We start from the raw sequence: 24,966 nt of genomic DNA on the forward strand, positions 1-24,966 counted from the left end.
CCAAGCTCGAACTGAGGCGCTATAATTTGCGCCTTTTTAGCGATACAAGTGCATAGGTTAACATGTCAGGCAATAAAGTAGAGGTCGATAAACGTCGCACCTTCGCGATCATATCGCACCCCGACGCGGGTAAAACAACCATTACCGAAAAAGTGCTGTTATTCGGAAATGCTTTGCAGAAAGCGGGTACGGTTAAAGGCAAAAAATCGGGTCAGCATGCTAAGTCTGACTGGATGGAAATGGAGAAAGACCGTGGTATTTCTATTACTACGTCTGTCATGCAATTTCCCTATGGTGGCGCCCTTGTTAACCTACTCGATACGCCTGGTCACGAAGACTTCTCTGAAGATACTTATCGTACTCTGACAGCCGTTGACTCATGTTTGATGGTGATCGACTCTGCTAAGGGTGTTGAAGACCGTACGATCAAGTTGATGGAAGTGACACGTCTGCGTGATACGCCGATTGTGACCTTTATGAATAAACTCGACCGCGATATCCGTGATCCTATTGATCTAATGGATGAAGTCGAAAGCGTGCTGAATATTGCCTGTGCACCTATTACTTGGCCTATTGGCAGCGGTAAAGAGTTCAAAGGTATTTACCACATACTGCGTGATGAAGTGGTCTTGTATCAAGGCGGTATGGGACACACGATCCAAGAGCGTCGTGTAATTAAAGGCATTAATAATCCTGATCTTGAGAAAGCGATTGGCAGTTATGCCGCTGATTTGCGCAATGAGATGGAATTAGTGCGCGGCGCGTCGCATGAATTTGACCATGCAGCTTTCTTGAAAGGCGAGTTGACCCCAGTATTTTTTGGTACTGCTTTAGGTAACTTTGGTGTGGACCATATTCTTGATGGCATCGTTGAGTGGGCACCTAAGCCATTACCGCGCGAAAGCGATACACGCGTTATCATGCCTGATGAAGAAAAATTCACCGGTTTTGTATTTAAGATCCAAGCAAACATGGATCCAAAACACCGTGACCGTGTCGCCTTTATGCGTGTGTGTTCTGGCTGTTACGAGCAGGGCATGAAAATGCACCATGTGCGTATTGGTAAAGATGTTAACGTTAGCGATGCATTGACCTTTATGGCGGGCGATCGTGAGCGTGCTGAAGAAGCTTACCCAGGCGATATCATCGGTTTACATAACCATGGCACTATCCGTATTGGCGATACGTTTACCCAAGGTGAAAAATTCCGTTTCACTGGCGTACCTAACTTCGCCCCTGAAATGTTCCGCCGTATTCGTCTGCGTGATCCGCTTAAACAGAAGCAACTCTTAAAAGGCTTAGTACAGTTATCTGAAGAAGGTGCTGTACAAGTATTCCGCCCAATTGATACTAACGATTTGATTGTTGGCGCTGTGGGTGTACTGCAGTTTGAAGTGGTTGTTGGTCGTCTGAAGAGTGAATATAACGTCGAAGCTATTTACGAAGGTATTAGCGTGTCGACAGCTCGCTGGGTTTATTGTAAGGATGAGCGTAAGCTTGAAGAGTTCCGCCGTAAGTGTAGCCAAAACTTGGCTCTCGATGGTGGCGATAACTTAACCTATATTGCACCAACTATGGTTAACCTTAATCTTTCGATGGAAAGATATCCTGATATTGAGTTTGCGAAAACCCGCGAACATTAATAGGGTTCGGTCTAGAATAGTGGTTGAAATGGCGGTGAATTCACCGCCATTTTTGTATCTAATGAAAATTAAAAATCGGTTCTGGATGTGAATGATGGCGAATTGGATCACAAAAACATGGCAGGCTTATATTCATTGGTGCGACCGAATGGGGCTGACACCTGAAAATCGTCGCTGTTGCATGCCACGCCTTGAAGATCCTCCATTAGCGGTAAAATGCGCCAAAGCTTTGGTGGTTGACGAAACGGTATCACCACCTGAACCTCATTCAATTGGTAAATCGACCGCAGAGTGAGGCATTTACTGTGATTGATACCCACGCCCATTTGGATTTTGCCGAGTTTGATGTTGACCGCGACGATGTGGTGTTACGAATGCACAGTGTTGGCGTAGATAATCTGATTATTCCCGGTGTGTCGCCGCAGCACTGGCACAAACAGCTCGCTGTTGCCGAACAATACCAAACTTATTTTGCCCTTGGTATTCATCCTTGGTTTTGTCCAGAGGATGTTGATGCTGGGATCTTAGCATTAACATCTCAAGTTTCGGCGTTACTAGAATGTCCTCGCTTTGTTGCTATTGGTGAATGTGGCTTAGATAAGCTCTATTCCTCAACTTGGCCTCAGCAGCTCGCATTTTTTGAGGCACAATTAGCTTTAGCTAAGTCCGTTAATCTGCCAGTTATTATTCATAGCGTAAAAGCACATTCAGAGGTTTTAGGGTGTTTGAAAAAGTATCAATTGCCTAGGGGCGGTGTGATACATGCTTTTTCTGGCAGTACTGAAATTGCACAGGAATATATTAAATTAGGTTTTAAGCTGGGAATTGGCGGTTTGATTATGAACCCTAATGCCAAAAAATTGCTCAAAACTGTCTGCGAATTACCGCTTCAGCACTTCATACTTGAGACTGACTCTCCTGCAATGACACCAATAAATGTTACTGAAAAACGTAACCAACCCGCTAACCTTGTTCTTTTTATAGACAAAATTGCCAATTTGCAAAAAAAAATCAAGTGTTCTAATATCAGAACACTTGGTGTTGAATGCAATGCAACTGTTTGACCTTTAGCTGTTTTTAAATAAACAGGTGTAGGTCGCACTAGCATTCTGCACTAAGCGATTGAAATTAAACTCCAAAAATATGATCAAAACGACGATTTTCGACTTTGCCTCGGGTATAATCTGACTCGGAAATAGGTTGATTAACAACATAATTAAAAAGTGTTAACAATAGGGTGATGGTTAATGGATATATTAATGAGTTTAGTAGGGGTGGTCACCCTACTTGCGATAGGTTTCCTCCTATCGAATAACAAAAAAGCAATTAATTTACGTACAGTGGGTGGCGCGTTAGCTATCCAAGCTGCCTTCGGTGGTTTTGTACTGTATGTTCCAGTTGGTAAAGACATTCTGAAAGGGATGTCTGATGCGGTTTCTAGCGTTATTGGTTACGCACAAAACGGTATCGGTTTCCTGTTTGGTGATTTAGCTAACTTCAAACTTGGCTTTATCTTCGCAGTTAACGTGTTACCCGTTATTGTGTTCTTCTCTTCTCTGATTGCGGTTCTATATTACTTAGGCGTTATGCAGTGGATCATCCGTATCATCGGTGGTGGTTTACAAAAGGCATTGGGCACAAGCCGTACTGAATCTATGTCAGCAACTGCTAACATCTTCGTTGGTCAGACTGAAGCCCCATTAGTGGTTCGCCCATTCATTCCAACTATGACGCAGTCTGAACTGTTTGCGATCATGGTGGGTGGTTTGGCATCAATCGCGGGTTCAGTATTGGCTGGTTACGCGCAGATGGGTGTACCTATCGAATACTTAGTTGCCGCTTCATTCATGGCAGCACCAGGTGGTCTATTAATGGCTAAACTGATGCACCCTGAAACTGAAGCTGCTAAAAATGACATGAGCGATTTACCAGAAGATCCTGACAAACCAGCTAACGTATTAGACGCCGCTGCTGCAGGTGCTTCATCTGGTATGCATTTAGCCTTAAACGTAGGCGCTATGTTGTTAGCCTTCGTTGGTTTGATCGCTATGGTCAACGGCATTATTGGTGGTGTGGGTGGTTGGTTTGGCGTTGAAGGTTTAACACTTGAACTGATCCTTGGCTATGTGTTTATGCCATTAGCATTCCTTATCGGTGTGCCTTGGAATGAAGCATTAGTAGCAGGTTCTTTCATCGGTCAAAAGATCATTGTTAACGAATTCGTTGCTTACTTAAACTTTGCTCCATATATCTCTGATGCTGCCACTACTTGTACAGCGGTTGCTGCTGAAGTTGTTAAAGGCCTGCCGTTATGCGTTGCTGAAACTCAAGCTGTGATGACTCATAGAACACAAGCGATTATTTCGTTTGCTCTGTGTGGTTTCGCTAACTTGTCTTCAATCGCGATTTTGCTTGGTGGTTTAGGTGCTATGGCTCCTAACCGTCGTCATGATTTAGCTACAATGGGTATTCGTGCGGTTATCGCCGGCTCTTTAGCTAACTTAATGAGCGCAACGCTTGCTGGTTTGTTCTTAGCTATCTAAGTAGCAACAGCTGGGGGAAACCCCACTAACTGGGTCCTGACCATGCAGGGCAGGGCCTAAGTTAATTCAACCATTTTCCAGTAGTGATTCCTGTAGTGAATAGTTTCTCCAATTGAAAGACACAGAATGCAACTGAAGTGTAGCTGTCATTCTGTCTTAAATGTCGTGAGTCTACGGTTACGTTAATTAATCGTAATGCAGAAGTCGCGACTTTGTTCACAATTAAGAATTTTGTGTTTGTGATTTTACGCTAGATTATTGAGATTTTTTTTAATCTAGGTAGAATGCGAACGCCACAAAAAGAACGCTACCCTCGATGGTAGCAAACAAGATAAATGGGGTTGATGATGAAAAACGTTAAAACTTTAGCTTTAGCCGCTACTGCAGTAGCAGCAATCTCTGGCAACGCATTTGCTGCTGATCGTACAGATCTTCACGGTTCTGATTACAAGTGGATGCAGTTCAACGCTATGTACTCTATTGGTGAAAAGCCAGATAACCCAGCAACAGGCGATCAACACAACTACTTAGAAATGGAATTCGGCGGTCGTTCTGGCGTATTCGATCTATACGGTTATGTTGACGTATTCAACTTAGCAAACCAATCAAGCAGCAACGGTGATAAGAACCCTGGTTCTGGCACAAGCAAAATTTTCATGAAGTTTGCTCCACGTGTGTCTATCGATGCTTTGACTGGTAAAGACTTATCTTTTGGTCCAGTTCAAGAAGTTTACTTCTCTACTCTGTTCAACTGGGACGGTCTGAATGGTGAAGGCGTTAACTCTTCATTCTGGGGTGTTGGTGCTGATGTAAACGTGCCTTGGTTAGGCAAAACAGGTATGAACCTATATGGTTTCTACGACCTGAATGCTAAAGAGTGGAACGGATATCAGTTCTCTGCTAACTGGTTCAAACCTTTCTACTTCTTTGATAACAAGAGCTTCCTGTCATTCCAAGGTTACATCGATTATCAATTCGGTGCAGATGAAGACCAAGCTGCTTTCGTACCAAAAACGTCAAACGGTGGTAACATCTTCTTCGGCCTATACTGGCATTCAGATCGTTATGCTCTGGGCTATGGCTTGAAAGGCTTCAAAGACGTTTATCTGTTAGAAGATGGTGCTGGTGCTCTAGCTCTAGAATCAACAGGTTGGTCACACTACCTGTCAGCAACTTACAAGTTCTAATCTCTTGTAATCATTGCTTGTTGGAGCCGTATTATGCGGCTCCATCTTTGTTTTACTATAAGTCTTTATCTAAGCCTATTAGGCTAACAAGTGGGTTTATATAAAGGTTTGTGTTTTTCTCGCGCTAAAATGGATTTTTCGCGGAAAAGTAGGAGCAAGATTTTATTCGTATCCTCTCTTCCGGTCTTCAAGGATTCAAGTCGTGGTCACTTATAAGTTATTTTAAGTGTCAGGATGCCTATTGCTCTTTATGACTTAGGCAAGATTGAATACCTACAACAAGGTAGTTTGTACAAGCAAATTACTCGGCACCGCCTGAAGGCCCGGCCATATAAAAATAATCAAAATAATGCCACCTCTCAAGCGTTGCTTTTATGCGACTGATTTCTATTCATTTAATTTTTATTTTGGAGAGCTATTATGACTGATTTAAAAAAAGCAGCACAACGCGCCATTGAGTTAATGGACTTAACGACTTTGAATGATGACGACACAGATCAAAAAGTGATCGACCTGTGCCACAAAGCGAAAACGGTTGCGGGCAATACTGCCGCCATCTGCATTTATCCACGTTTCATCCCGATTGCACGCAAGACGTTAGATGAAATCGGTGCTGAAGATATCCAAATCGCCACTGTGACTAACTTTCCCCATGGCAATGATGATATTGCCATTGCTGTGCTAGAAACTCGCGCAGCTGTTGCCTATGGTGCCGATGAAGTGGACGTGGTATTCCCATACCGCGCACTGATGGAAGGCAATGAAACAATTGGTTTTGAATTAGTTAAAGCCTGTAAAGAAGCCTGTGGTGAAGTCTTGTTAAAAGTCATCATCGAATCTGGCGTGTTAGCTGATCCTGCGCTTATCCGCCGTGCATCTGAGCTTTCAATCGATGCGGGTGCTGACTTTATTAAAACATCTACTGGTAAAGTGCCTGTAAACGCCACACTTGAAGCGGCTGAAATCATGTTAACTGTGATCAGCGAGAAGAATACCAAAGTAGGCTTCAAGCCTGCCGGTGGTGTGCGTGATGCTGCACAAGCGGCTGAATTCCTCGGTGTTGCGGAGCGTATTTTAGGTGCTGACTGGGTTTCACCACGTACCTTTAGATTTGGTGCTTCAAGTTTACTAAACAGCTTGTTACACACACTAGAATTAGCTGATGCGCCTAAGCCGACTCAAGGCTATTAATTGCAAACTATCGCTGATTAATACTATCAGCGTATAGCGAGCCTAATTAAGTGTGACCTAAATCTATTTGGCAAACTCAAAACTTCGATAGTATGAACTTGTAATATTGCTACAGTTTTGATGTTTCATTGCAAAGATAAGCACTAGCGACAGGGTTGTTAGTGCCTATCTTGGAGGCAGTATCATGTTTCTAGCTCAAGAGATTATTCGTAAAAAACGTAATGGTTTAGCGCTAAGTTCCGCAGAAATACAGTTTTTTGTTCAAGGTATCACTACTAACGCAGTGTCCGAAGGTCAGATTGCCGCATTAGGCATGGCCGTGTACTTTAATGACATGAATATGGATGAAAGAATCGCTTTAACGACAGCGATGCGTGATTCTGGCACTGTACTTAATTGGCAATCATTGGGACTCAATGGCCCTGTTATCGACAAACACAGCACTGGCGGTGTGGGTGATGTGATTAGCCTTATGCTTGGCCCTATGGCTGCTGCTTGTGGTGGTTATGTGCCTATGATTTCTGGGCGTGGCCTAGGTCATACGGGCGGCACGCTCGATAAGTTTGATGCCATTCCGGGTTATCAAACTGAGCCATCAAGTGAATTATTCCGCAAAGTGGTTAAAGAAGTCGGTGTGGCGATTATTGGTCAAACAGGCGATCTCGTTCCTGCCGACAAACGTTTCTATTCTATCCGCGATAATACCGCCACCGTTGAATCCATTTCCCTCATCACAGCGTCGATTCTGTCTAAGAAATTAGCCTGTAATTTAGATGCACTAGCGATGGATGTGAAAGTCGGTAGTGGTGCTTTCATGCCAACCTATGAAGCATCGGAAGAATTAGCTCGCAGTATTGCCGCTGTTGCTAATGGCGCGGGCACTAAAACGACAGCTTTGCTTACCGATATGAATCAAGTGCTTGCATCTTGTGCCGGTAACGCGGTTGAAGTGAAAGAAGCCATCGACTTTTTAACGGGTGCTTACCGTAACCCGCGTTTATATGAAGTCACTATGGGTCTTTGCGCTGAGATGTTGCTTCTGGGCGGTCTTGCAAGCAATGAAGCCGACGCTCGCGCTAAACTGAATCGTGTGCTCGATAATGGTCGCGCTGCAGAACTTTTTGGCAAGATGGTGTCGGGTCTTGGTGGTCCAGTCGATTTTGTTGAAAACTACAGTAAATACCTACCGCAATCACAAATTATTCGTCCAGTTTTTGCCGATATGCAAGGTTATGCCTATAGCATGGATACCCGTGAATTAGGTTTAGCGGTTGTGACCTTAGGTGGCGGCCGCCGTAAGCCCGGTGATGCACTAGACTATAGTGTTGGCTTAACTCAAGTGTGTGCTTTAGGCGATAAAGTAGATTCATCGACTCCGATTGCCGTTATCCATGCACAGTCTGAAGCCGCCTTCGCGGAAGCTGAACTTGCGGTGAAAAAAGCGATTCACATTGGTGAAACCGCTCCAGAAAAAACACCTGAGATCTATGCCTATATTCGTGCATCGGATCTTTAAGGAAGAATTATGAAACGTACCATTATTATGATGTTGGACTCCTTTGGAGTCGGTGCTTCTGCTGATGCAGCAAGCTTTGGTGATGTCGGTTCCGATACCTTTGGTCATATTGCTAAAGCATGCGCCGAAGGCAAAGCCGATATTGGCCGTGAAGGCCCGCTGAAATTACCTAACTTAGCGCGCTTAGGTTTAGGCCATGCAGCGATGGAAAGTACTGGCGCCTTTGCACCCGGTTTTGGCGATAATGTTGAGCTGATTGGTGCTTATGGTCATGCACAAGAGTTAAGTTCGGGTAAGGATACGCCGAGCGGTCACTGGGAGATGGCGGGCGTGCCCGTACTATTCGAGTGGGGTTATTTCAGCGAGCATCAAAATTCTTTCCCTAAAGAACTGACGGATAAGATCTTAGCCCGTGCAGGTCTGGATGGATTCTTAGGTAATTGCCATGCCTCAGGTACAACCATTTTAGAAGAGTTAGGCGAAGAGCACATGCGCTCTGGCAAGCCTATTTTCTACACCTCTGCTGATTCAGTATTCCAAATCGCTTGTCATGAAGAAACCTTCGGTTTAGACAATCTCTATCGTCTTTGCGAAATAACCCGTGAAGAGTTAGAGCCTTACAACATAGGTCGCGTCATTGCCCGTCCATTTGATGGTACTGGTCCAAGTGATTTTGCCCGTACCGGCAATCGTAAGGATTATTCGCTCGCGCCCCCTGCAAAAACTGTACTCGATAAGCTGAAAGAGGCTGGCGGTGAAGTGGTGAGTGTAGGCAAGATTGCCGACATTTATGCTTACTGTGGTATCACTAAAAAAGTGAAGGCGAACGGCTTAGAAGCACTTTTCGATGCGACCTTAGCCGAAGTGAAATCTGCGGGTGATAACACTATCGTGTTTACTAACTTCGTTGATTTTGACTCTCACTACGGTCATCGCCGTGATGTTGCTGGCTACGCCAAAGGGCTGGAATATTTTGATGCCCGTTTGCCTGAAATGCTCGCATTATTAGGTGAAGACGATCTGCTGATTTTAACGGCGGATCACGGTTGCGATCCAACATGGCAAGGTACGGATCATACTCGTGAATATGTGCCAGTATTAGCCTTTGGCGCTGGATTGAAAGCAGGTTCTTTGGGGCGTCGTAAGAGCTTTGCCGATATCGGTCAATCTATTGCTAGCCACTTTAAGCTTGAACCTATGGCCTATGGTGAATCTTTCCTTTAGGCAAATTAGCATTTATTTCGATTTGGCGGCTGACATTTGCCGCCAGTAAACAAAGACTTAAGTCTTAATAAAATAAACAGGGGTTATTTCGATGGCAACACCACACATTAATGCTGTAGAGGGCGCATTCGCTGAGACAATGCTGTTTCCAGGCGATCCATTACGTGCAAAATATATTGCTGAAACATTCTTAGAAAATGTTGAGCAAGTGACTGATGTTCGAAACATGCTAGGTTTTACTGGTACTTACAAAGGTAAGCGTATTTCAGTAATGGGTTCTGGCATGGGTATTCCTTCATGCTCTATCTATGCAACTGAATTAATTCGTGATTACGGCGTTAAGAACCTGATCCGTGTGGGTACTTGTGGTGCGATCAGCACTGACGTTAAAGTACGTGACGTGATCATCGGTATGGGTGCATGTACTGACTCAGCGGTTAACCGTTTACGTTTTAAAGGCCAAGATTTTGCCGCTATCGCTAACTATGAGCTGATGAATGCGGTTATCGAATCTGCGAAAGCTCGTGGCACTAAAGTTCGCGTAGGTAACATTTTCTCTGCGGACCTGTTCTACACTCCTGATCCACAAATGTTTGACGTGATGGAGAAAATGGGCGTGTTAGGCGTTGAAATGGAAGCGGCTGGCCTGTACGGTGTTGCCCATGAGTTTGGTGCGCGTGCCCTGTGCGTTGTGACTGTATCTGACCACATCCGTACCGGTGAAAAGACTTCTGCAGAAGAACGTCAAACCACATTCAATGATATGATCATCATGACATTAGAAGCGGCGATTACACTGTAACTGTTACGCTGTAAGAGTGTGCTACTGAAAAAAAGGGTTCGCAATGCGAACCCTTTTTTATGCCAATTTTTAGCGGCTGTTCTATTCGACTTTGTTATTAATGGTTTGGTTATTAGAAATTGGTTGTTTATGGCTTATCTAGAGCTTAGCTATCTAGAGTGTAGTGATTTTCCTATCTATTGAGATCGAGATTAACCTGTTGAATCTGTGTCGAGATCGCTTGGCTCATTGAGCGTTTTTGGCGTACAGGTTTCGGCCGCAGCGGCTGTTGTTTTAGTCGCGTGTTTTACTCGGCGGACACTTTTCACTTTAGGTTTAACCTTAACAGGTGCCGCTTGTTCCGCATTGTTTGTCGCGTTTTCAACTGTTGTATTATCCTGTAATTCCAATGAATTTTCTGACGTTTTTTCGGCCTTAGTTTGCACGCTTTCCTGCGCGAGCTTATCAACACGGGTCTCTGTCACTGCTTTTGGCGCCTTAGTGGGTTTAGCCGCTTTTTCTTGTGGATGATCAGTGGTCGACACCAGTTGATCTTCGGTTAGCACTTGCGCCAAACTATCATTAACACTTTCTGATGGCTCTTCAGCTGAGGATCGTTTCTTAGGTTTTTTCGGCGCTTGACGCAACTTAACCCTAAAGCGGCGGCGGTCGAAGTCGGCACGTTTGAAAGACAAAGAGCGTGAAAGCAACATACCAATCAAGCCTGCAACCAGCAGCATGATTTGTTGTTGCTCCATGTTTAAATTATGGGCTTCTTTGATTTCGTTGAAAAATAACTTGGTATCAAGCCTGACTTCGACATAACCTAGATTTTTCCCTTCTTGGATCACGGGCTCTACATAGGGAGGATATTTGCTTAGCAGCAAATTCATTTCTTCCGAGTCAGGATCAACTACATCCTTAGTGATGCTTTGAGCGAAGGATAGCCGCATGCCTTGGTCACTGAAGATGGCGGCGGACATTACCTTAGGATCTTCTACTAAAGCGCTGGCGAGCCATTGCAACTGTTCGTCATTTTGCAGTTGTAGCGCGGGTGCGGCACCATAAGCGGTTTGCTGTACCAGTAATCTGGCCATCTTTTGAGTTTGGGACTTTAGAAGCAACTGACCTTGTAGTAGGCTTGTCTGCCACAATTGCACTAAGCCGAATATTAAGGCGAAGGCGGCGGCAATTTGGATCAGTCTACTGATTTTATGGCTTTTCTTTAGCCCTTTAAGATATAACACTTTGACCCTTAAAATGTAGAGCGCTTGCCTAATCATAATTGATTCTGTGTGAGCCCGATAGTTGGAGAATTTAAGTCCGATGGAAAGCTTGAACCAAGATGCGCTTTTTTTGTGGTTAGTCTCTGACCATTCCCCAAGGTTTGAACGCCAAGGGCAAGTGTTTGAACGTTATCAAGAGTCAGCAAACCCCGCTGGTGTTTCACGTGTGCGAATTATTTATCAAGATGCCGCGGTAGAGGCGACAATATCGGCCTGGATAGCGCAATTACCTCAGTCTAACGTTATCGGTATCGCCCATATCGAACGACAAGTTGGTTTACATTGTATCGAGTTGGCACTGGTAAATTTGCCTTCTCAGGCGCAGTTAGTGGCATTCCCTCAGTCTTTAGCTGAACTGCATGTCATTCATGCTGATTTGCCTTGCTTGAATCATCCCGGCTTATTAGTGATGGATATGGATTCCACGGCGATTCAGATTGAATGTATTGATGAATTAGCGGCTATGGCGGGCGTGGGTGAGCACGTGGCGGCGATTACTGAACGTGCTATGCAAGGTGAGCTAGATTTTGAGCAGAGTCTGCGCCAGCGCGTGGCACAGCTTAAGGGCGCTGATGCCAGTATTATCAAGACCTTGTGCGACAACTTGCCTTTGATGCCAGGGCTTGAGCCCATGCTTTTAGAGCTTAAATCCCATGGCTGGCGTTTAGTGGTGGCATCTGGCGGCTTTACGCCTTTTGTTGGCCATTTAAGGCAGCTTTTAAACTTAGATGCGGCCTTTGCTAATGAGTTAGTGATCACTGACGGTAAACTTGCGGGTGAAGTAACAGGTAAAGTTGTGGATGCGCAGTTTAAAGCGGATGTGGTTGAGCGTTGCAGTGAGCAGTGGCAAATTCCAAAAGGCCAAAGAGTCGCGATCGGCGATGGCGCGAATGATATACCTATGGTGATAGCAGCGGATTTTGGTATCGCTTTCCATGCCAAACCTAAGCTGGCTGCGGCGGCGGATGCCAATATTCGCCATCTCGACCTGCGGGTTCTACCTTACCTGCTACAAATCTAGGTTATTCATTTATTTAAATATAAGTCTGGATATAGACTGAGTTAGAGTAAGGACTCTTGTCTTTAATTGATGAGCTGGTAGTTTAGGGATATTGATAAACTACCAGTGACTTATTTTGACTCAGCTCGCCCAAGGCTCAATTTCGACCATTTCACAGTCTTCAATCTACCTGCCGTACCGCGATGGTCAACTGCATCTACGCCAGTTATTACCGGCTGCGCCTGATTTTTCTAAAACGCCTATCCTCATGCTCCATGGTGCTATGTCTAACGGTCGGGTGTTTTATAGCCAGAGTGGTCGTGGTCTTGGTTGTTATTTAGCGAAGGCGGGATTTGTGGTGTATGTGCTGGATACTGCAGGAAGAGGGCTCAGCTTGCCTAAAATTGATCGTGATTTTACCTTAGGGCAGGGTGAAGTGATCCGCGAGCAGTTACCTTTAGTACAGCAGGCTATTCTCGATTTACATCAAAAAGTCTGCCAAGAGCAGACGACTCATAAAGCCGTGGCGCCTTCGCAGGTGCATTGGTGTGCCCATTCATGGGGCGGCGTGTTGATGGCGAGTAGTTTGGCCCGATATCCTGATTTGCAGCAAAGCGTTCGTTCACTGCTTACTTTCGGTAGCAAGCGGACAATTCGGGTTAAGTCCTTCAAAAAGTGGTTAATGGTTGATGTTTTTTGGAATCGTTTAGCGCCAGGTTTAGCGATGGGCCAAGGTTACCTCGCCGCCGATAAGCTGCGCATTGGTATGGATAATGAGAGCCGCGCTTCATTAGTTCAAAGTATCGATTGGGTACGGGGTGATTGGATCGATCACGATGATGGGTTTGATTATGCTAAAGCGGCAAAGCGCGCTCATTGGCCACCGGCTTGGTTTATCTCAGGGCAAAACGATACTGTGTTGGGGCATCCAGAAGATGTGGCGGATATGGTCGTAGAGTGTGGCTTTAAACGGGTTAAATCGACGCTTCTCGCTAAGGAGAATGGCTTTAAGCATGACTATGGCCATGCAGATATGCTGACTCATTTAGATGCCACCAGTGATCATTTTCCTAAGATAAGGGATTGGTATTTAAGTTTTGATCTGGCGGTATTGAACAATTAAGACTGCTTTTTATGAAGTACTGGGTATCTTAATTCGACTTCTTGGGTAATATCTAACAGTTCGCCGACACCAATCACACGCCATAACTGTTCTTCTAACTGTTTAGCTTTATGGTTTGCATGAATATTAATGTATTCCAATTCACGGCGTAGGTAGTTCATGTCAGGCTTCTCTGTCGCGCCGCGATAAATCCGTAGGGCGAGGAATCTGCCTAATGCTTTGCTCTGATTGATAAAGGTTATCTGTGCTTCGACATCACCGATTTCAGTTGCAAGAGTGCACTTTAAAAAGATTTTTCCGCGAGATTGGCGAATTAACTGAATAAACACTTCAATAAAATCCATGTCCTGTTGGGGTTTCATTTGGCGGATAGGTTCGAGAATATCTCGCTTAAAAAACCCGTCTTTTAGCAGTGGCGCTAAATTATATTGCAGAGTATCTGAGGTGCCCGCGGCAAAAATATCGCTGATCTCATCCTGTTGTGTACCAACGCCTAAACAAGCGACTTGGGCAGATTTTGTCGTTTTTTCAACAAAATAGGGCACAGAATGTAAATCATGCATCAAAATATTTTTTAAACCATCGGCAAGTTCTTTGATTTCACTATTGTTTTCGGTGAGTTGCTCTAATTTTTCTTTGTTATGGGCAATAAGTTTATTTAAAAATTCGACCCCAACATGGGGCGTATGGCCCATAACGGCGGTTAAATGCAAGGTTACACCATTCTTGCGGGTACGCACTAAGCGGTAGGGGAGGTTATCTAGCTGTGTTTTGCCTGCAATGGTTTGGAGCTTTGGGAAGCTTAACAGTAGTGGTTTATTTGATGAAAAATCGGCAGGATTATCCAAGGTTAATTGCATGCCTCGGCTTGAAATATCTAAAGTAATGCCCGTGGCTTTGTGCTTGTCTTGAGTCACATTGACTAAGGTTTTAAAGGCGAAACGCGCTTCTTGGCGTCGCTCGCTAAACTGCATGGAAACTAACTTAATTTGATTGGTGGTCAGTCTTTGTTGACCAAAGGTTTTTAGGGCGTTGGCATTACTATCGTCTTGCCAAGCTTTGTAATGGCCTCTGGTATCTTCGTTGCTGATTTCGATGAGCTGAAGCAAATGGCTAAATTGTGATAATTGTTGTTCGACCAATGGGCTAAATTTTGCTTCATCTCCTGGGAGGGTAGCACGTCGATAACCCTTATCATGATAAATTTTATCTTGGGTGACTTTGAAGATCCGCCAGCTGGGCTTGGTCGATGCAAAGCCTAAAAATAAAGGCATCATGCCCTTAGCTTTAAGCTCTGCTAAGGTGGCAGAGTAAAAATATAAGCAACCTTGGGCATTATAGGTAAAGCTAAAAAATAGCCCATGGTCGGGATTTTCAGGATGATTAAGTAGCGCAGATAAACGGCTTGGTGTCAGCATAGCTGGTAACTGGTTCACATCATTTTCATCTTGAAAATAATGCACTATATGCTGGTTATCTCGGCTGAGTAGCATGTGGCTCAAACCTTGCGTTTGAGTATTGAAATATAAAGGTAAGTGCGGCAAATGGGGTAAATAATGACGCTCAAATCCAAGCCCTGTTGCTGTGACTATCACATCATTCACATCTACTTTGTAACGCAGTTTGTAGCCGCGGATTAAATTGCCAAGCATTTCACTTAAGGCTTCGCTGCCCCCAATACGCTTGAGTCTTAACCAAATATATTCACCATTGGTTTGGCTATCGACAACCTCATAGTCAACACCGAGCTGGAGATCGGGATAGTAAAACTCTTCACTGAGTTCCAGTAACTTTATTTTTAGAGGATGGTCGAGATCGAAGGGATGGTTAGCTGCAAGGCGAATACGGGCACCACCTACGGATAAATCTGCAGTTATCCCTTGTACTTCACCACGGCCGGTTTGCGATGCTGCGATGCGAATACTGTAATTCATTCGCTCTTCTGTGCGGTTGAAATAACTGCCTAATACCACGCCGGGCACCATAAAAGGCTCTGACTCAGCGGCTTCCACTTGCGTGATATTTTGGCGCAACTTTAACCGACGTTGTTGGTGAGCATTGAGCACATACTCGTATACTCCCAAGGTATATTGGTTGCGAAACAGTGACATGGCCTCATGCATACTGTTTTTGGCGGGTTCATCTAAAAAATGTCGCTGTTGACCTAACATCACTTCAACACAAGGAAGCTCAGATTTATCCCTGAGATCGATAATTCGCGTGCATGGTGAAGCCAAACGACTGAGTTCCATTTTCACTAGAAAACGGGTCGAATTGGTTTCATCTATCGTCAGCTGCTGGAAAATCTCATGGAAGTTAGGTTCCATGAGCAATGGCTTGAGCTGTTCGATGAGTGCACTATGGTTATCTAGACTCATGTAGGGTTCTTTTTAATGCTTATTTTGTATTGGGCTGTTAGTCTTATGTCGGCAGTATTCGCAGTTACTTAAATTGATTTTATACAGATTTTAATGAGTTATGGCAAAGAATAAAACGGCGTACGTATGTAATGAGTGTGGACAAGACTTTCCCCGTTGGCAAGGGCAGTGTAGCGCTTGTCAGGAATGGAATACGATCACTGAGGTGAGGCTCGGTGCAGCGTCGCCTGGGCGCAGCACTAAGTTTGTCGGTTATGCCGGAGCAAGCAGCAATGAAGTGAAGACATTAGATCAAATCGATCTTAATGCCTTACCGCGGATCTTGAGTCATTTTGGCGAATTAGATCGAGTGCTCGGTGGTGGGATTGTACCAGGTTCTGCCATTTTGATTGGCGGACATCCAGGCGCAGGTAAGAGTACGCTTTTATTGCAAACTCTGTGTCATTTGGCCGAGCAAATGCCTGCACTGTATGTCACGGGTGAAGAATCGTTGCAGCAGGTAGCGATGCGCGCCCATCGCCTTGGTTTACCAACCAATAAATTGCGAATGTTGTCTGAAACCAGCGTCGAGCAAATTTGCGAAGTTGCCCTTAAAGAATTGCCGAAAGTCATCGTTGTTGACTCGATTCAAGTGATGCACATGAGTGATGTGGCATCGAGCCCTGGCAGTGTGTCGCAGGTGCGTGAATCCGCTTCTTACTTAACCCGTTTTGCGAAAGAAAATGGCATTGCCGTGATCATGGTCGGCCATGTGACCAAAGATGGCAGTTTGGCTGGGCCCAAGGTATTGGAACATTGTATCGACTGCTCTGTGATGTTTGAAGGGGATAGCGATAGTCGTTACCGCACTTTGCGCTCCCATAAAAATCGTTTTGGCGCGATCAATGAATTAGGCGTATTTGCCATGACAGAGCGCGGCTTAAAGGAAGTCGCCAATCCTTCGGCAATCTTCCTTTCTCGTGGTGAAGAAGAATCATCTGGCTCGCTTGTCATGGTGGTTTGGGAAGGCACCCGGCCCTTGTTGGTGGAGCTGCAAGTGCTGGTGGATAACTCAGCCATGTCTAACCCGCGCCGCGTGGCTGTGGGTATGGATGCAAACCGTTTGGCCATGTTGCTTGCTGTAATGCACCGCCATGGTGGTTTGCAGATGTCGGATCAGGACGTGTTTGTTAACGTGGTGGGCGGCGTGAAAGTAACGGAAACCAGTGCCGACTTAACGTTACTCTTGGCAATGGTATCGAGTTTTCGCGGTGATATTTTGCCTAGCGATTTAGTTGCCTTTGGTGAGGTCGGGCTGTCCGGCGAAATTCGTCCTGTGCCTAATGGGCAAGAGCGATTAATCGAAGCCGCTAAGCATGGTTTTAAGCGAGCAATCGTGCCCAAGGCCAATGTGCCGAAAAAGCCTCCAGCTGGGATGGAAGTGGTGGGTGTTTCTAAGTTATCCGAAGCGCTAGAAGCGATTTAGCATCAAATGCTCGCGAGTGAGTTAACACCAGCTCATAAACACAAACAGCGCCATGAGGCGCTGTTTGTGTTTATGAGCTGGTGTTTTAAGCTGTGATATTGTGTTTTTCGATAAACAACATGAGTTCACGATTTAGCAAAGAAGCATCACCTAGGTTCAGTTCCACCATACGTTTTAGGTGGCTGATACTATCAACATCGATAAAGTTACACTTCAAACCTAATTGGGCATTTTTTTGATGGACCAACTCAGTTTCCATACGGATCTCAATGTCAGATTCTGGTAAGGCAAAACTGAGGGTAATAGCATCACCCGAATTAATAAAATTTTGCGGTTCTTCAACCAAGGCACCATTTAGACTCAAATCGAGAATGGTCGTCTCCCACTGTGCACCACCTTGTTGTAGATGTGCGCTCGTGGCAAATAGAATCCGCGAAAACTTACGCCTTTCGTCCATACCCAATCCTTTTTCTTTCATAGTCAGCTAAGTGTAGTCCCATCAGTGCCTCTAAGCATAAGTCATATTGATGTGACTGTAAAAGCAGAGTAATTTTTTGTTCAATAAAGCTACCAAGATCGCATATTCACGCAGGCGGTGTGAATGACGAGGTGTTCGTTACAGAAAGCGTAAGTGTGGCTCCTTTTACAACAACCCCTGTAACATTAATACACCAAGTATCAATACACTAAGTATCAAGGTTTGGTTGACTTGCCATATTCTAATATTGGGAGATGAAGGAGGGGGAAGTTAGCGTACGTTTACGCGGCACTGGCAGACTCTTATCGTGATTAATGTGATATTAAGTAGCAGTTATTACATAGGTTTAGGCGTTTTTTTAAACAACAGATTTCAGTTTTTGCCGCTAATTTTTTATCGAAGTGTAGGCGATGTCTTAGCTATCTTTGGGAGATTCCAGTATCATCCGCGGCCAACAACGGCTGCGTCTACATGGTTAATGGCTTGTTAATCATCGCGAGGCATCACTGCTTGCAGATCATGGATTTTTCCCACAGTAGGAAAATGATGTGGATCTCTCACCCAAGTCTGATGGATTTGGGGCTCTAATCTGCCGCAGCCAGCGTCGCCAATTGCGTTTTAGGGTAATTGGTACCGACCCCATTTTAAGAGATCACAAGGTATAACAACATTATGTCTGAGCAATTGAGTTCAACAGCCGTACCCTCTGGTTCGTTTCTGGACCGTTATTTTTCTATTCAACAACGTGGTAGCACAGTTCGCCAAGAAGTGATTGCGGGATTAACGACTTTCCTCGCTATGGTCTACTCAGTGATTGTGGTGCCAAACATGTTAGGCCAAGCGGGGTTTGATCCCGGCGCTGTGTTTATTGCAACCTGTTTAATTGCATCATTTGGTTCTTTGCTCATGGGTTTATGGGCTAACTTACCTATGGCGATTGGCTGCGCGATTTCGCTCACTGCCTTTACTGCGTTTAGCTTAGTCCTAGGTCAGGGAATGTCGATTCCAGTCACCTTAGGCGCGATTTTCCTAATGGGCGTGACGTTCACGCTTGTGAGTGTGACAGGTATTCGCCAGTGGGTGCTGGCGAATTTACCAAAGGGCATAGCCCACGGTACAGGCATAGGTATCGGCTTGTTTTTACTTTTGATTGCGACTAACAGTGTGCAGTTGATTGTGGCCAATAGCGCAGGCTTACCTGTGAAGTTAGGCGACATTAACAGCTTACCTGTTATCGCTACCGTTATAGGTTTAGCGGCGACAATTGGTTTAGAGCGCCGCGGTGTACCTGGCGGTATTTTGTTGGTGATTATCGCGCTATCGGTATTTGGTTTAGTGTTCGATCCGAGCGTTAAATACCAAGGTTTGTTCGCCTTGCCTGATTTTACCTCAGAGCATTCACTGATTGGTCAGCTCGATATTATGGGTGCCTTTAATCCTGTGGTATTGCCTATCGTATTAGCGTTAGTGATGACGGCGATTTTTGATGCGACCGGCACTATTCGTGCTGTGGCTGGGCAAGCGAATTTACTCGATAAAGACGACAATATTGTCGGCGGTGGTAAAGCCTTAACTTCAGACTCAGTAAGCAGTATGGTGGCAGGTTTAGTCGGCGGTGCACCAGCGGCTGTGTATATCGAGTCGGCGGCGGGGACTGCAGCGGGCGGTAAGACAGGTTTAACGGCTACCATAGTTGGCGTACTGTTTTTATTGATGATGTTTTTAGCGCCATTAAGCTATTTAGTGCCAGCCTATGCGACAGCACCTGCTTTGATGTATGTGGGTTTGTTGATGCTGAGTAATGTGGCGAAACTCGACTTTGACGATAAAGTTGATGCCATGTCGGGCTTAACCTGCGCTGTGTTTATCATCTTAAGCTGTAATATCGTTACCGGTATTATGCTGGGTTTTGTGACACTGGTGGTAGGCCGTATTTGCAGTGGCGAATGGCGTAAACTGAAGTTAGGCGTGCTTGCCATCACCTTAGGTTTAGTGGTGTTTTATATGGGTGGTTGGGCGATTTAAGTTAGGCAAACTGAGTGAGTTGAACTGAGTTATTGAGAACAGAAGCGAGTGCAGTCTTAGGATTAGCACTCGCTTTGATTTTGTGCTCTGTACTCACAATAGGCACGTAATAAGTCTTTCCAAGTAACAATCCCAACCAATTTACCGTCCTCTAACACGGGTAAGCAGCCGATATCGTTATCTAATAACATGCGGGTAGCCGTGTCTAAATTGATGTGGGGTGCGACGGTAACCGGATTACGCGTCATCACTTGATGCACACGTTTTTGTAGGGTTTCTAAGTCTCTTGCGGTTTCCGCGCTACTGCCTAAGTTCGGGCTAATCGCGCGCAGCAGATCCCGCTCCGATAACACGCCTTCAAGTTGATACTCATCGACGACCAACAAGTGATGAAAGCTCGCTTGGTCGAAGATTTCCTTCGCCACAGTTAATCGATCGTCCATTTCAACCGTGACGACTCGGGTACTCATAATATCGGCGATAATGATCGGCATGATGATCCCCTGTTAAGCTTGCGCATCCTAGGATGCGCTCTGTTAATGCGCTGCATTACAGTTACTTATAACAGAGTGGTGCAAGTTTAGCCAACACCCATTACAAAGTTTTAACTCAAAGATCTTGGACCTCTGGCTCATCATCCGCTGTGATTGGCATCCGCTCCGATTCGGGCAAGTGTGCACCTATGTAGCGTTGATACTTTTTACCTTTCAGTTTGTGGGTGTCCACCAGTACTAAGCCATCGATACAATCGCCAAAGTCGGCGTCGATACCAAAGGCGAGAAACTTAACCCCATCCGCTTTACACAGTTCACCATATTGTTTGTAGAGCGTAGGTACGGCCGCCCCCATACTCGCGAGCACTTGTTTGAGTTGCTTAAAGTTACTCTGATAATCCTCGGAGAAATACAAGTCATCTAACTTAGCTTTTTGGGATTTAGATAAGCCAAAGGGTGACATGGAAACTGCCATCTGCTGCGCAGGTGCAAATTCCCGCGCATAAAAGTGCACTAGCATTTCCCTAGCACTTCCAGGCAGTTGATTACTGATGGACACAGGGCCAAATAGATAACGATATTCAGGATGCTTGGCGAGATAAGCCCCAATGCCAAACCACAGATAATCTAAACTGCGTTTACCCCAATATTTAGGCTGCACAAAGCTGCGACCGAGTTCTAACCCTTGCTTCACAAAGGGCATAAAGCTGTCGGCGTATTGGAATAGGGATTGGCTGTAGAGTGCGTTGTCGCCATATTTTGCTAAGACTTGCTCACCACTGGCAAAACGATAGGCGCCGATAATTTCAAACTGCTCTTTATCCCACAACACTAAGTGTTGGTAGTAGGAATCGTATTTATCGATATCGCGGCGCTTGCCCGAACCTTCGCCTACGGCGCGAAAGGCGATTTCCCTCAGGCGGCCGATTTCCCGCATGATGGGATTACTGTCGTTGTGTTGGTACAGATAAATCAACTTGTTATCTTGCGTTTCCCCTAGAAGTTCACATTGTTGCAGTGCCGCTTGCAGTTCACGGCGCGATTCGGGGTGGGCGATAGCGCTCTGGGTGATAAACAGTGGATCTTTATCTTTGCCGATACGATACAAGTGATTTTTAAGCAGTTTTATCTTGGTCTTGAGTGGAAAGTCCATTGAGCGTACGGCTTCATTAGGAATGAGCTCGCCAATGCGGATCGGCATATTACGTTTAGCCTGCTTGAACATTTCCTTCACTAGCAGCAGTGTCGCAAGTGGCTTGTAAATCATAGATGCGCCGTAGAAAGTGGCAGAGTTTTTGGCATCTAAAAATATTGGCAGTAGGGGCGCATTGCAGGAAATCGCCATCTTTAAAAAGCCTGAGTGCCATTGGGTATCACGCACGCCGTTAGGGCGCAGACGCGAGACTTCGCCCGACGGAAAAATCAGCACTGCGCCTTCATTACGCAGATGCTGGTGGATTTTTTCTAAATGCTGTTTCGGTGTGCCGCCGGTCATATTGCGCACTGGCAGTAGGATTGAGTGCAGCGGTTCCAGCGCCATCAAGAGCTCATTCGCGACGACTTTAATATCAGGGCGAACTTCACTGATGAGTTTGATGAGCGCTAATGCATCGAGTGAACCTATAGGATGGTTCGCGAATATGACCACTCGGCCTTCACAGGGAATGTTTTCTATCTCGTTGGCGGGCACGGTAAAACTAAAGTCAAAACTCGCCAGCATTTGTTCGACAAAGTCTACGCCCTGTAAATAGGTATATTGACTGGCGATATCGTTGCACTGTTTTTCATTGAGCAGGTAACGCAGCATGGCCTTGGCAGGTTTAGCGAGCCAAGGTTTGTCATTGATCGCTGGTAGATTTTGTTCAACCACATTATCAACGGTAAAAATCATGTTATTCGCCTTAAACGGCACAGTATGCTTGTTATGGCTAAGGTTGCTGTTTAGCGTTTTTTCATTGTATTCCATAGCGTTATGTAATTGATTCATAGTGTTAGGCAACATCCCTTGGGCGAGTTTCGCCGGTATTTGTGTTTGGCATTTGCTGCGCTGCCGTTTTTTGTTGCTTGTCTTTGTGCGTCTTAGGCGGCTGTTGTACCAGCGCTATACTGTTGAGAATATCGAGCTTGAGCGTTTGCTCGTTCCAGCGGCAAAGTTGTAATTCGCCACTTAAGGTTTCTGTGATTAAACTGCAGTTTTCGACCCAGTCACCGTCGTTGGCGTAGATGATCTGCCTCTTTTCAGGGGGACTGAGTGGTGAGTAATATTGGGCGGCTCTGGAGTGAGTCGAGAGTTCGGGTTGATGGATATGACCGCAGATCACACCGTCAACATCAAAGTGCTGGGCATAGTTGAGTACCGCTTGACGGTAATGTCCAATAGCCGCTTGAGCCTTGCCCACTTTGGACTTGATATAACTTGCCAGTGACCAATAGGGATAACCTAAGCGTTCCCGCAAGCTATGGAGATTGCGATTGAGGAACAATAATAGGTCATATAAATGGTCGCCCAATATGGCGTAGAAACGGCCGACACACACATCGGCATCAAACTGATCCCCGTGGAGCATCAAGAGTTTATGGCCGCCAATTCCGTGGTGAATATGTTGGCGGGCAATTTTGATATTCCACAGGCTTAGCTCGGCGTAGGGTTTAATCAATTCGTCGTGGTTGCCCGGCAGATAAATCACTTGGGTGCCGTTTTGTGCCAGTTCAATGAATTTTTGCAGCACCTTATTGTGGCTATCGGGCCAGTGCAGCTTACGTTTCAACGCCCATAAATCGACTATGTCACCGACCAGATACAAGTGCTGACAACGCACGGTTTCAAGCAAGCTGAGCAGGTAGTCAGCCTTGCAATCCTTACAGCCTAAATGGATATCTGACAACCAGAGGGCGTTAACTGTGATGCTTGCTGTATGGGCTGAAGTTAATGCGGATGGGGTAATCGCGGCACAATTGAATTGATTTGAGGATGTTGGTGCTAATGTTGGCGTTTGTGTTGAGCGATTAAAGATGGGAGGAGAAAGGCTGGGGTCATTTATCTCTTCCCGCGTAGACCTCTCAAGTTTCCTGAAATTAAATCCTGTCATCTCGTATTCACCCCATTAGGCTGTTAACGAATATGAGCTTAGTGGGGGGCTTTGACCGAATGATGAAGTTTAGATGACATGCAGATGACAAAAGGTGAATTAGCCTGGACTGAACCTGCAAGATTCACATCTGGATACAATTAGATCCGATAGGTTGGTTTAACTTACTTCTGCCCCAAAGCAAGATAACTTTGTTGTCAGTTTGCAGCATGAATTGTCATTGTTTCCCCAGTGACTCGCCGTCTTTTTATTTCATAAGAAGTATCCCTATAGGCTCGACGGCGGCATCCATGCCGCCAACGGTCACTGTTGCAACAATGCCAATCCTCACTGACCCTTTCGCTGTTCGTTTAGCTAAAAAGCCTATGCCCCAAAGCTTGCTAGCATTTATTTAGTGAATCGAAAACTGACGAATGAATTGCCCTACAAAATCTCATCCATTTACCTAATATTTGGCCCTACCGTAAAGCGACTAACAATGTATGGGTATACAGTCGTATTTAAATTTAGATGCTTTTGAGTGTTTTTACACTCATGAGTTTGCGCGTTTATCCAGCCTAAAATTAACAAAACCCTTTAAAATCATTTGTATATACTTTTCCAAAATTAGTTAATAGGTTTGGAAAACGCGCATGCGCGTTTTTCCGGATGGTGTATTTGATAAAAAGCTGATAAATTCTTTGCATACAGTTAGTTAAGTGTGCGCGTTTTCACTAGTCTAATGAGGTAAACTCGCATGCGCACTAATAAAATGTTAAGCATCTAGGAGAATTAAGTGCAGGAATTAATTACAGATACAGTCGTTGGCGCAGTAATTGGCTCTTGCATCACGCTTATTGGTGTATGGTTAACGAATTACTACCAATCCAAGTCCAGAAAGGAAGATAGGGAACACGCGCTAAAGTCGGAAATATTTATGGCAGCCGCTGAGCAACTCGTAACTACGAAGTTGATGCTAATGAAACTTCCTAATATCTCACAAGAAGAAATGGAGCGAGCATCAGCTCACGGAGTTGCAACTGCAAAATTGACAGTTGTTGCAACTAATGCAACGGTTCAAGCAGTCACAGAGCTTTCCGCAGCTATAGCACAGAAACTCCTTGCGCTACTTCCTGAAAAGCTGCCCCTGGATAACCTCAGAACAGACATTCAGATTCTCTCAACTCAATTAGACGGAAGTTTTCAAAAGCAGAATCAAATGCTCAATGAAATGACGGCATATAATATAAGAGGAGACAGCGACCCAAGGTTATGGCAAGTATTACAAAACAACTTTGACCATCACTCGAAACAAATCGATCTATTTATTCAGGATCGTGACTCAAAATATACTGAATTGAACAGAGCCATGAAGGAGTTTTTTGTTAAATGCATAGAGGCATCAATAAGTTTGTCTGAGTTAGAGATAAAGGCGATTACATGTATACGTGCTGAACTAAATATGCCTTTTGATGAATCAGAGTATCGCAATACTATCGAAGCAACTAATACTAAAATGAAAGCGGAATTCAGTAGGTTTTTAGTTCATGTGCCAGATGCTGCT

At 45.0% G+C, this 24,966-nt stretch carries 19 protein-coding genes and 1 pseudogene; 14 read left to right on the forward strand and 6 right to left on the reverse strand.

The features are described 5' to 3' along the window. Nucleotides 1-62: 62 nt before the first annotated feature. The 9 genes and pseudogenes from prfC to deoD all read left to right on the forward strand — a co-directional run bounded on the left by prfC (nucleotide 63) and on the right by deoD (nucleotide 10,106). The gene (gene prfC / locus AAA952_RS08130; RefSeq protein WP_338255941.1) at nucleotides 63-1,643 is read left to right on the forward strand and encodes a peptide chain release factor 3; all 1,581 of its coding nucleotides are present in this window, start codon (nucleotides 63-65) and stop codon (nucleotides 1,641-1,643) included. A gap of 91 nt (nucleotides 1,644-1,734) precedes the next feature. Next, a complete protein-coding gene (locus AAA952_RS08135; RefSeq protein WP_105251705.1) occupies nucleotides 1,735-1,938 on the forward strand; it encodes a hypothetical protein in 204 nt (67 codons plus the stop codon). Between the two features lie 10 nt (nucleotides 1,939-1,948). Next, nucleotides 1,949-2,714 (forward strand): annotated as a pseudogene (locus AAA952_RS08140) (TatD family hydrolase). Between the two features lie 176 nt (nucleotides 2,715-2,890). Then, nucleotides 2,891-4,186 (forward strand): NupC/NupG family nucleoside CNT transporter, encoded by a 1,296-nt coding sequence (locus AAA952_RS08145; RefSeq protein WP_131523244.1) that lies wholly within the window; start codon nucleotides 2,891-2,893, stop codon nucleotides 4,184-4,186. Nucleotides 4,187-4,533: 347 nt separating this feature from the next. After that, complete coding sequence (locus AAA952_RS08150) at nucleotides 4,534-5,373, forward strand: nucleoside-specific channel-forming Tsx family protein (protein WP_263195674.1); 840 nt, start codon at nucleotides 4,534-4,536, stop codon at nucleotides 5,371-5,373. Between the two features lie 420 nt (nucleotides 5,374-5,793). Then, nucleotides 5,794-6,564 (forward strand): deoxyribose-phosphate aldolase, encoded by a 771-nt coding sequence (deoC, locus tag AAA952_RS08155; RefSeq protein ID WP_338255947.1) that lies wholly within the window; start codon nucleotides 5,794-5,796, stop codon nucleotides 6,562-6,564. Between the two features lie 184 nt (nucleotides 6,565-6,748). Continuing rightward, a complete protein-coding gene (gene deoA / locus AAA952_RS08160) occupies nucleotides 6,749-8,080 on the forward strand; it encodes a thymidine phosphorylase (protein ID WP_173243376.1) in 1,332 nt (443 codons plus the stop codon). A 9-nt stretch (nucleotides 8,081-8,089) separates the two neighbouring features. After that, nucleotides 8,090-9,304, forward strand: a complete 1,215-nt coding sequence (locus AAA952_RS08165) for a phosphopentomutase (RefSeq protein WP_212599321.1) — start codon at nucleotides 8,090-8,092, stop codon at nucleotides 9,302-9,304. A 91-nt stretch (nucleotides 9,305-9,395) separates the two neighbouring features. Then, a complete protein-coding gene (gene deoD, locus AAA952_RS08170; protein ID WP_113939310.1) occupies nucleotides 9,396-10,106 on the forward strand; it encodes a purine-nucleoside phosphorylase in 711 nt (236 codons plus the stop codon). Between the two features lie 191 nt (nucleotides 10,107-10,297). Here deoD and AAA952_RS08175 read toward each other — a convergent pair whose 3' ends face one another. Continuing rightward, nucleotides 10,298-11,332 carry a YtjB family periplasmic protein gene (locus AAA952_RS08175; RefSeq protein ID WP_445190373.1) on the reverse strand — a complete coding sequence of 345 codons (1,035 nt, stop codon included), beginning with the start codon at nucleotides 11,330-11,332 and terminating at the stop codon, nucleotides 10,298-10,300. Nucleotides 11,333-11,411: 79 nt separating this feature from the next. On the opposite strand from AAA952_RS08175, the gene serB reads away from it, so the two are divergent. Together serB and AAA952_RS08185 are read left to right on the forward strand one after the other, a co-directional pair. Next, complete coding sequence (serB, locus tag AAA952_RS08180) at nucleotides 11,412-12,392, forward strand: phosphoserine phosphatase SerB (RefSeq protein WP_338255956.1); 981 nt, start codon at nucleotides 11,412-11,414, stop codon at nucleotides 12,390-12,392. Between the two features lie 115 nt (nucleotides 12,393-12,507). After that, nucleotides 12,508-13,494: an alpha/beta fold hydrolase gene (locus AAA952_RS08185; protein ID WP_219251208.1), complete on the forward strand. Its 987-nt coding sequence runs from the start codon at nucleotides 12,508-12,510 to the stop codon at nucleotides 13,492-13,494. Here the strand turns inward: AAA952_RS08185 and AAA952_RS08190 are convergent. Next, nucleotides 13,491-15,872: a PilZ domain-containing protein gene (locus AAA952_RS08190; RefSeq protein WP_338255961.1), complete on the reverse strand. Its 2,382-nt coding sequence runs from the start codon at nucleotides 15,870-15,872 to the stop codon at nucleotides 13,491-13,493. The genes AAA952_RS08185 and AAA952_RS08190 overlap by 4 nt on opposite strands. 100 nt (nucleotides 15,873-15,972) lie before the next feature. On the opposite strand from AAA952_RS08190, the gene radA reads away from it, so the two are divergent. Beyond that, nucleotides 15,973-17,337: a DNA repair protein RadA gene (radA, locus tag AAA952_RS08195; protein WP_006082696.1), complete on the forward strand. Its 1,365-nt coding sequence runs from the start codon at nucleotides 15,973-15,975 to the stop codon at nucleotides 17,335-17,337. Between the two features lie 85 nt (nucleotides 17,338-17,422). Here radA and AAA952_RS08200 read toward each other — a convergent pair whose 3' ends face one another. Next, a complete protein-coding gene (locus AAA952_RS08200; RefSeq protein ID WP_105251715.1) occupies nucleotides 17,423-17,794 on the reverse strand; it encodes a PilZ domain-containing protein in 372 nt (123 codons plus the stop codon). Between the two features lie 693 nt (nucleotides 17,795-18,487). Here AAA952_RS08200 and AAA952_RS08205 point away from each other — a divergent pair. Next, the gene (locus tag AAA952_RS08205; RefSeq protein ID WP_263195680.1) at nucleotides 18,488-19,840 is read left to right on the forward strand and encodes an NCS2 family permease; all 1,353 of its coding nucleotides are present in this window, start codon (nucleotides 18,488-18,490) and stop codon (nucleotides 19,838-19,840) included. Between the two features lie 62 nt (nucleotides 19,841-19,902). On the opposite strand, the gene AAA952_RS08210 is transcribed toward AAA952_RS08205, so the two are convergent. From AAA952_RS08210 to AAA952_RS08220, 3 genes are all read right to left on the reverse strand, one after another. After that, nucleotides 19,903-20,334: a CBS domain-containing protein gene (locus AAA952_RS08210; RefSeq protein ID WP_263140136.1), complete on the reverse strand. Its 432-nt coding sequence runs from the start codon at nucleotides 20,332-20,334 to the stop codon at nucleotides 19,903-19,905. A gap of 115 nt (nucleotides 20,335-20,449) precedes the next feature. Further along, complete coding sequence (locus AAA952_RS08215) at nucleotides 20,450-22,336, reverse strand: lysophospholipid acyltransferase family protein (protein ID WP_338255968.1); 1,887 nt, start codon at nucleotides 22,334-22,336, stop codon at nucleotides 20,450-20,452. After that, nucleotides 22,326-23,423, reverse strand: a complete 1,098-nt coding sequence (locus AAA952_RS08220; protein ID WP_338255969.1) for a UDP-2,3-diacylglucosamine diphosphatase — start codon at nucleotides 23,421-23,423, stop codon at nucleotides 22,326-22,328. The genes AAA952_RS08215 and AAA952_RS08220 overlap by 11 nt, the downstream gene beginning before the upstream one ends. A gap of 775 nt (nucleotides 23,424-24,198) precedes the next feature. On the opposite strand from AAA952_RS08220, the gene AAA952_RS08225 reads away from it, so the two are divergent. Further along, nucleotides 24,199-24,966: hypothetical protein (locus AAA952_RS08225; RefSeq protein ID WP_338255971.1), on the forward strand; the 768-nt coding region annotated here is incomplete at its 3' end.

It is taken from the genome of Shewanella sp. M-Br (genome assembly GCF_036245925.1).
In the GTDB taxonomy this organism is placed as follows: Bacteria; Pseudomonadota; Gammaproteobacteria; order Enterobacterales; family Shewanellaceae; genus Shewanella; species Shewanella oncorhynchi.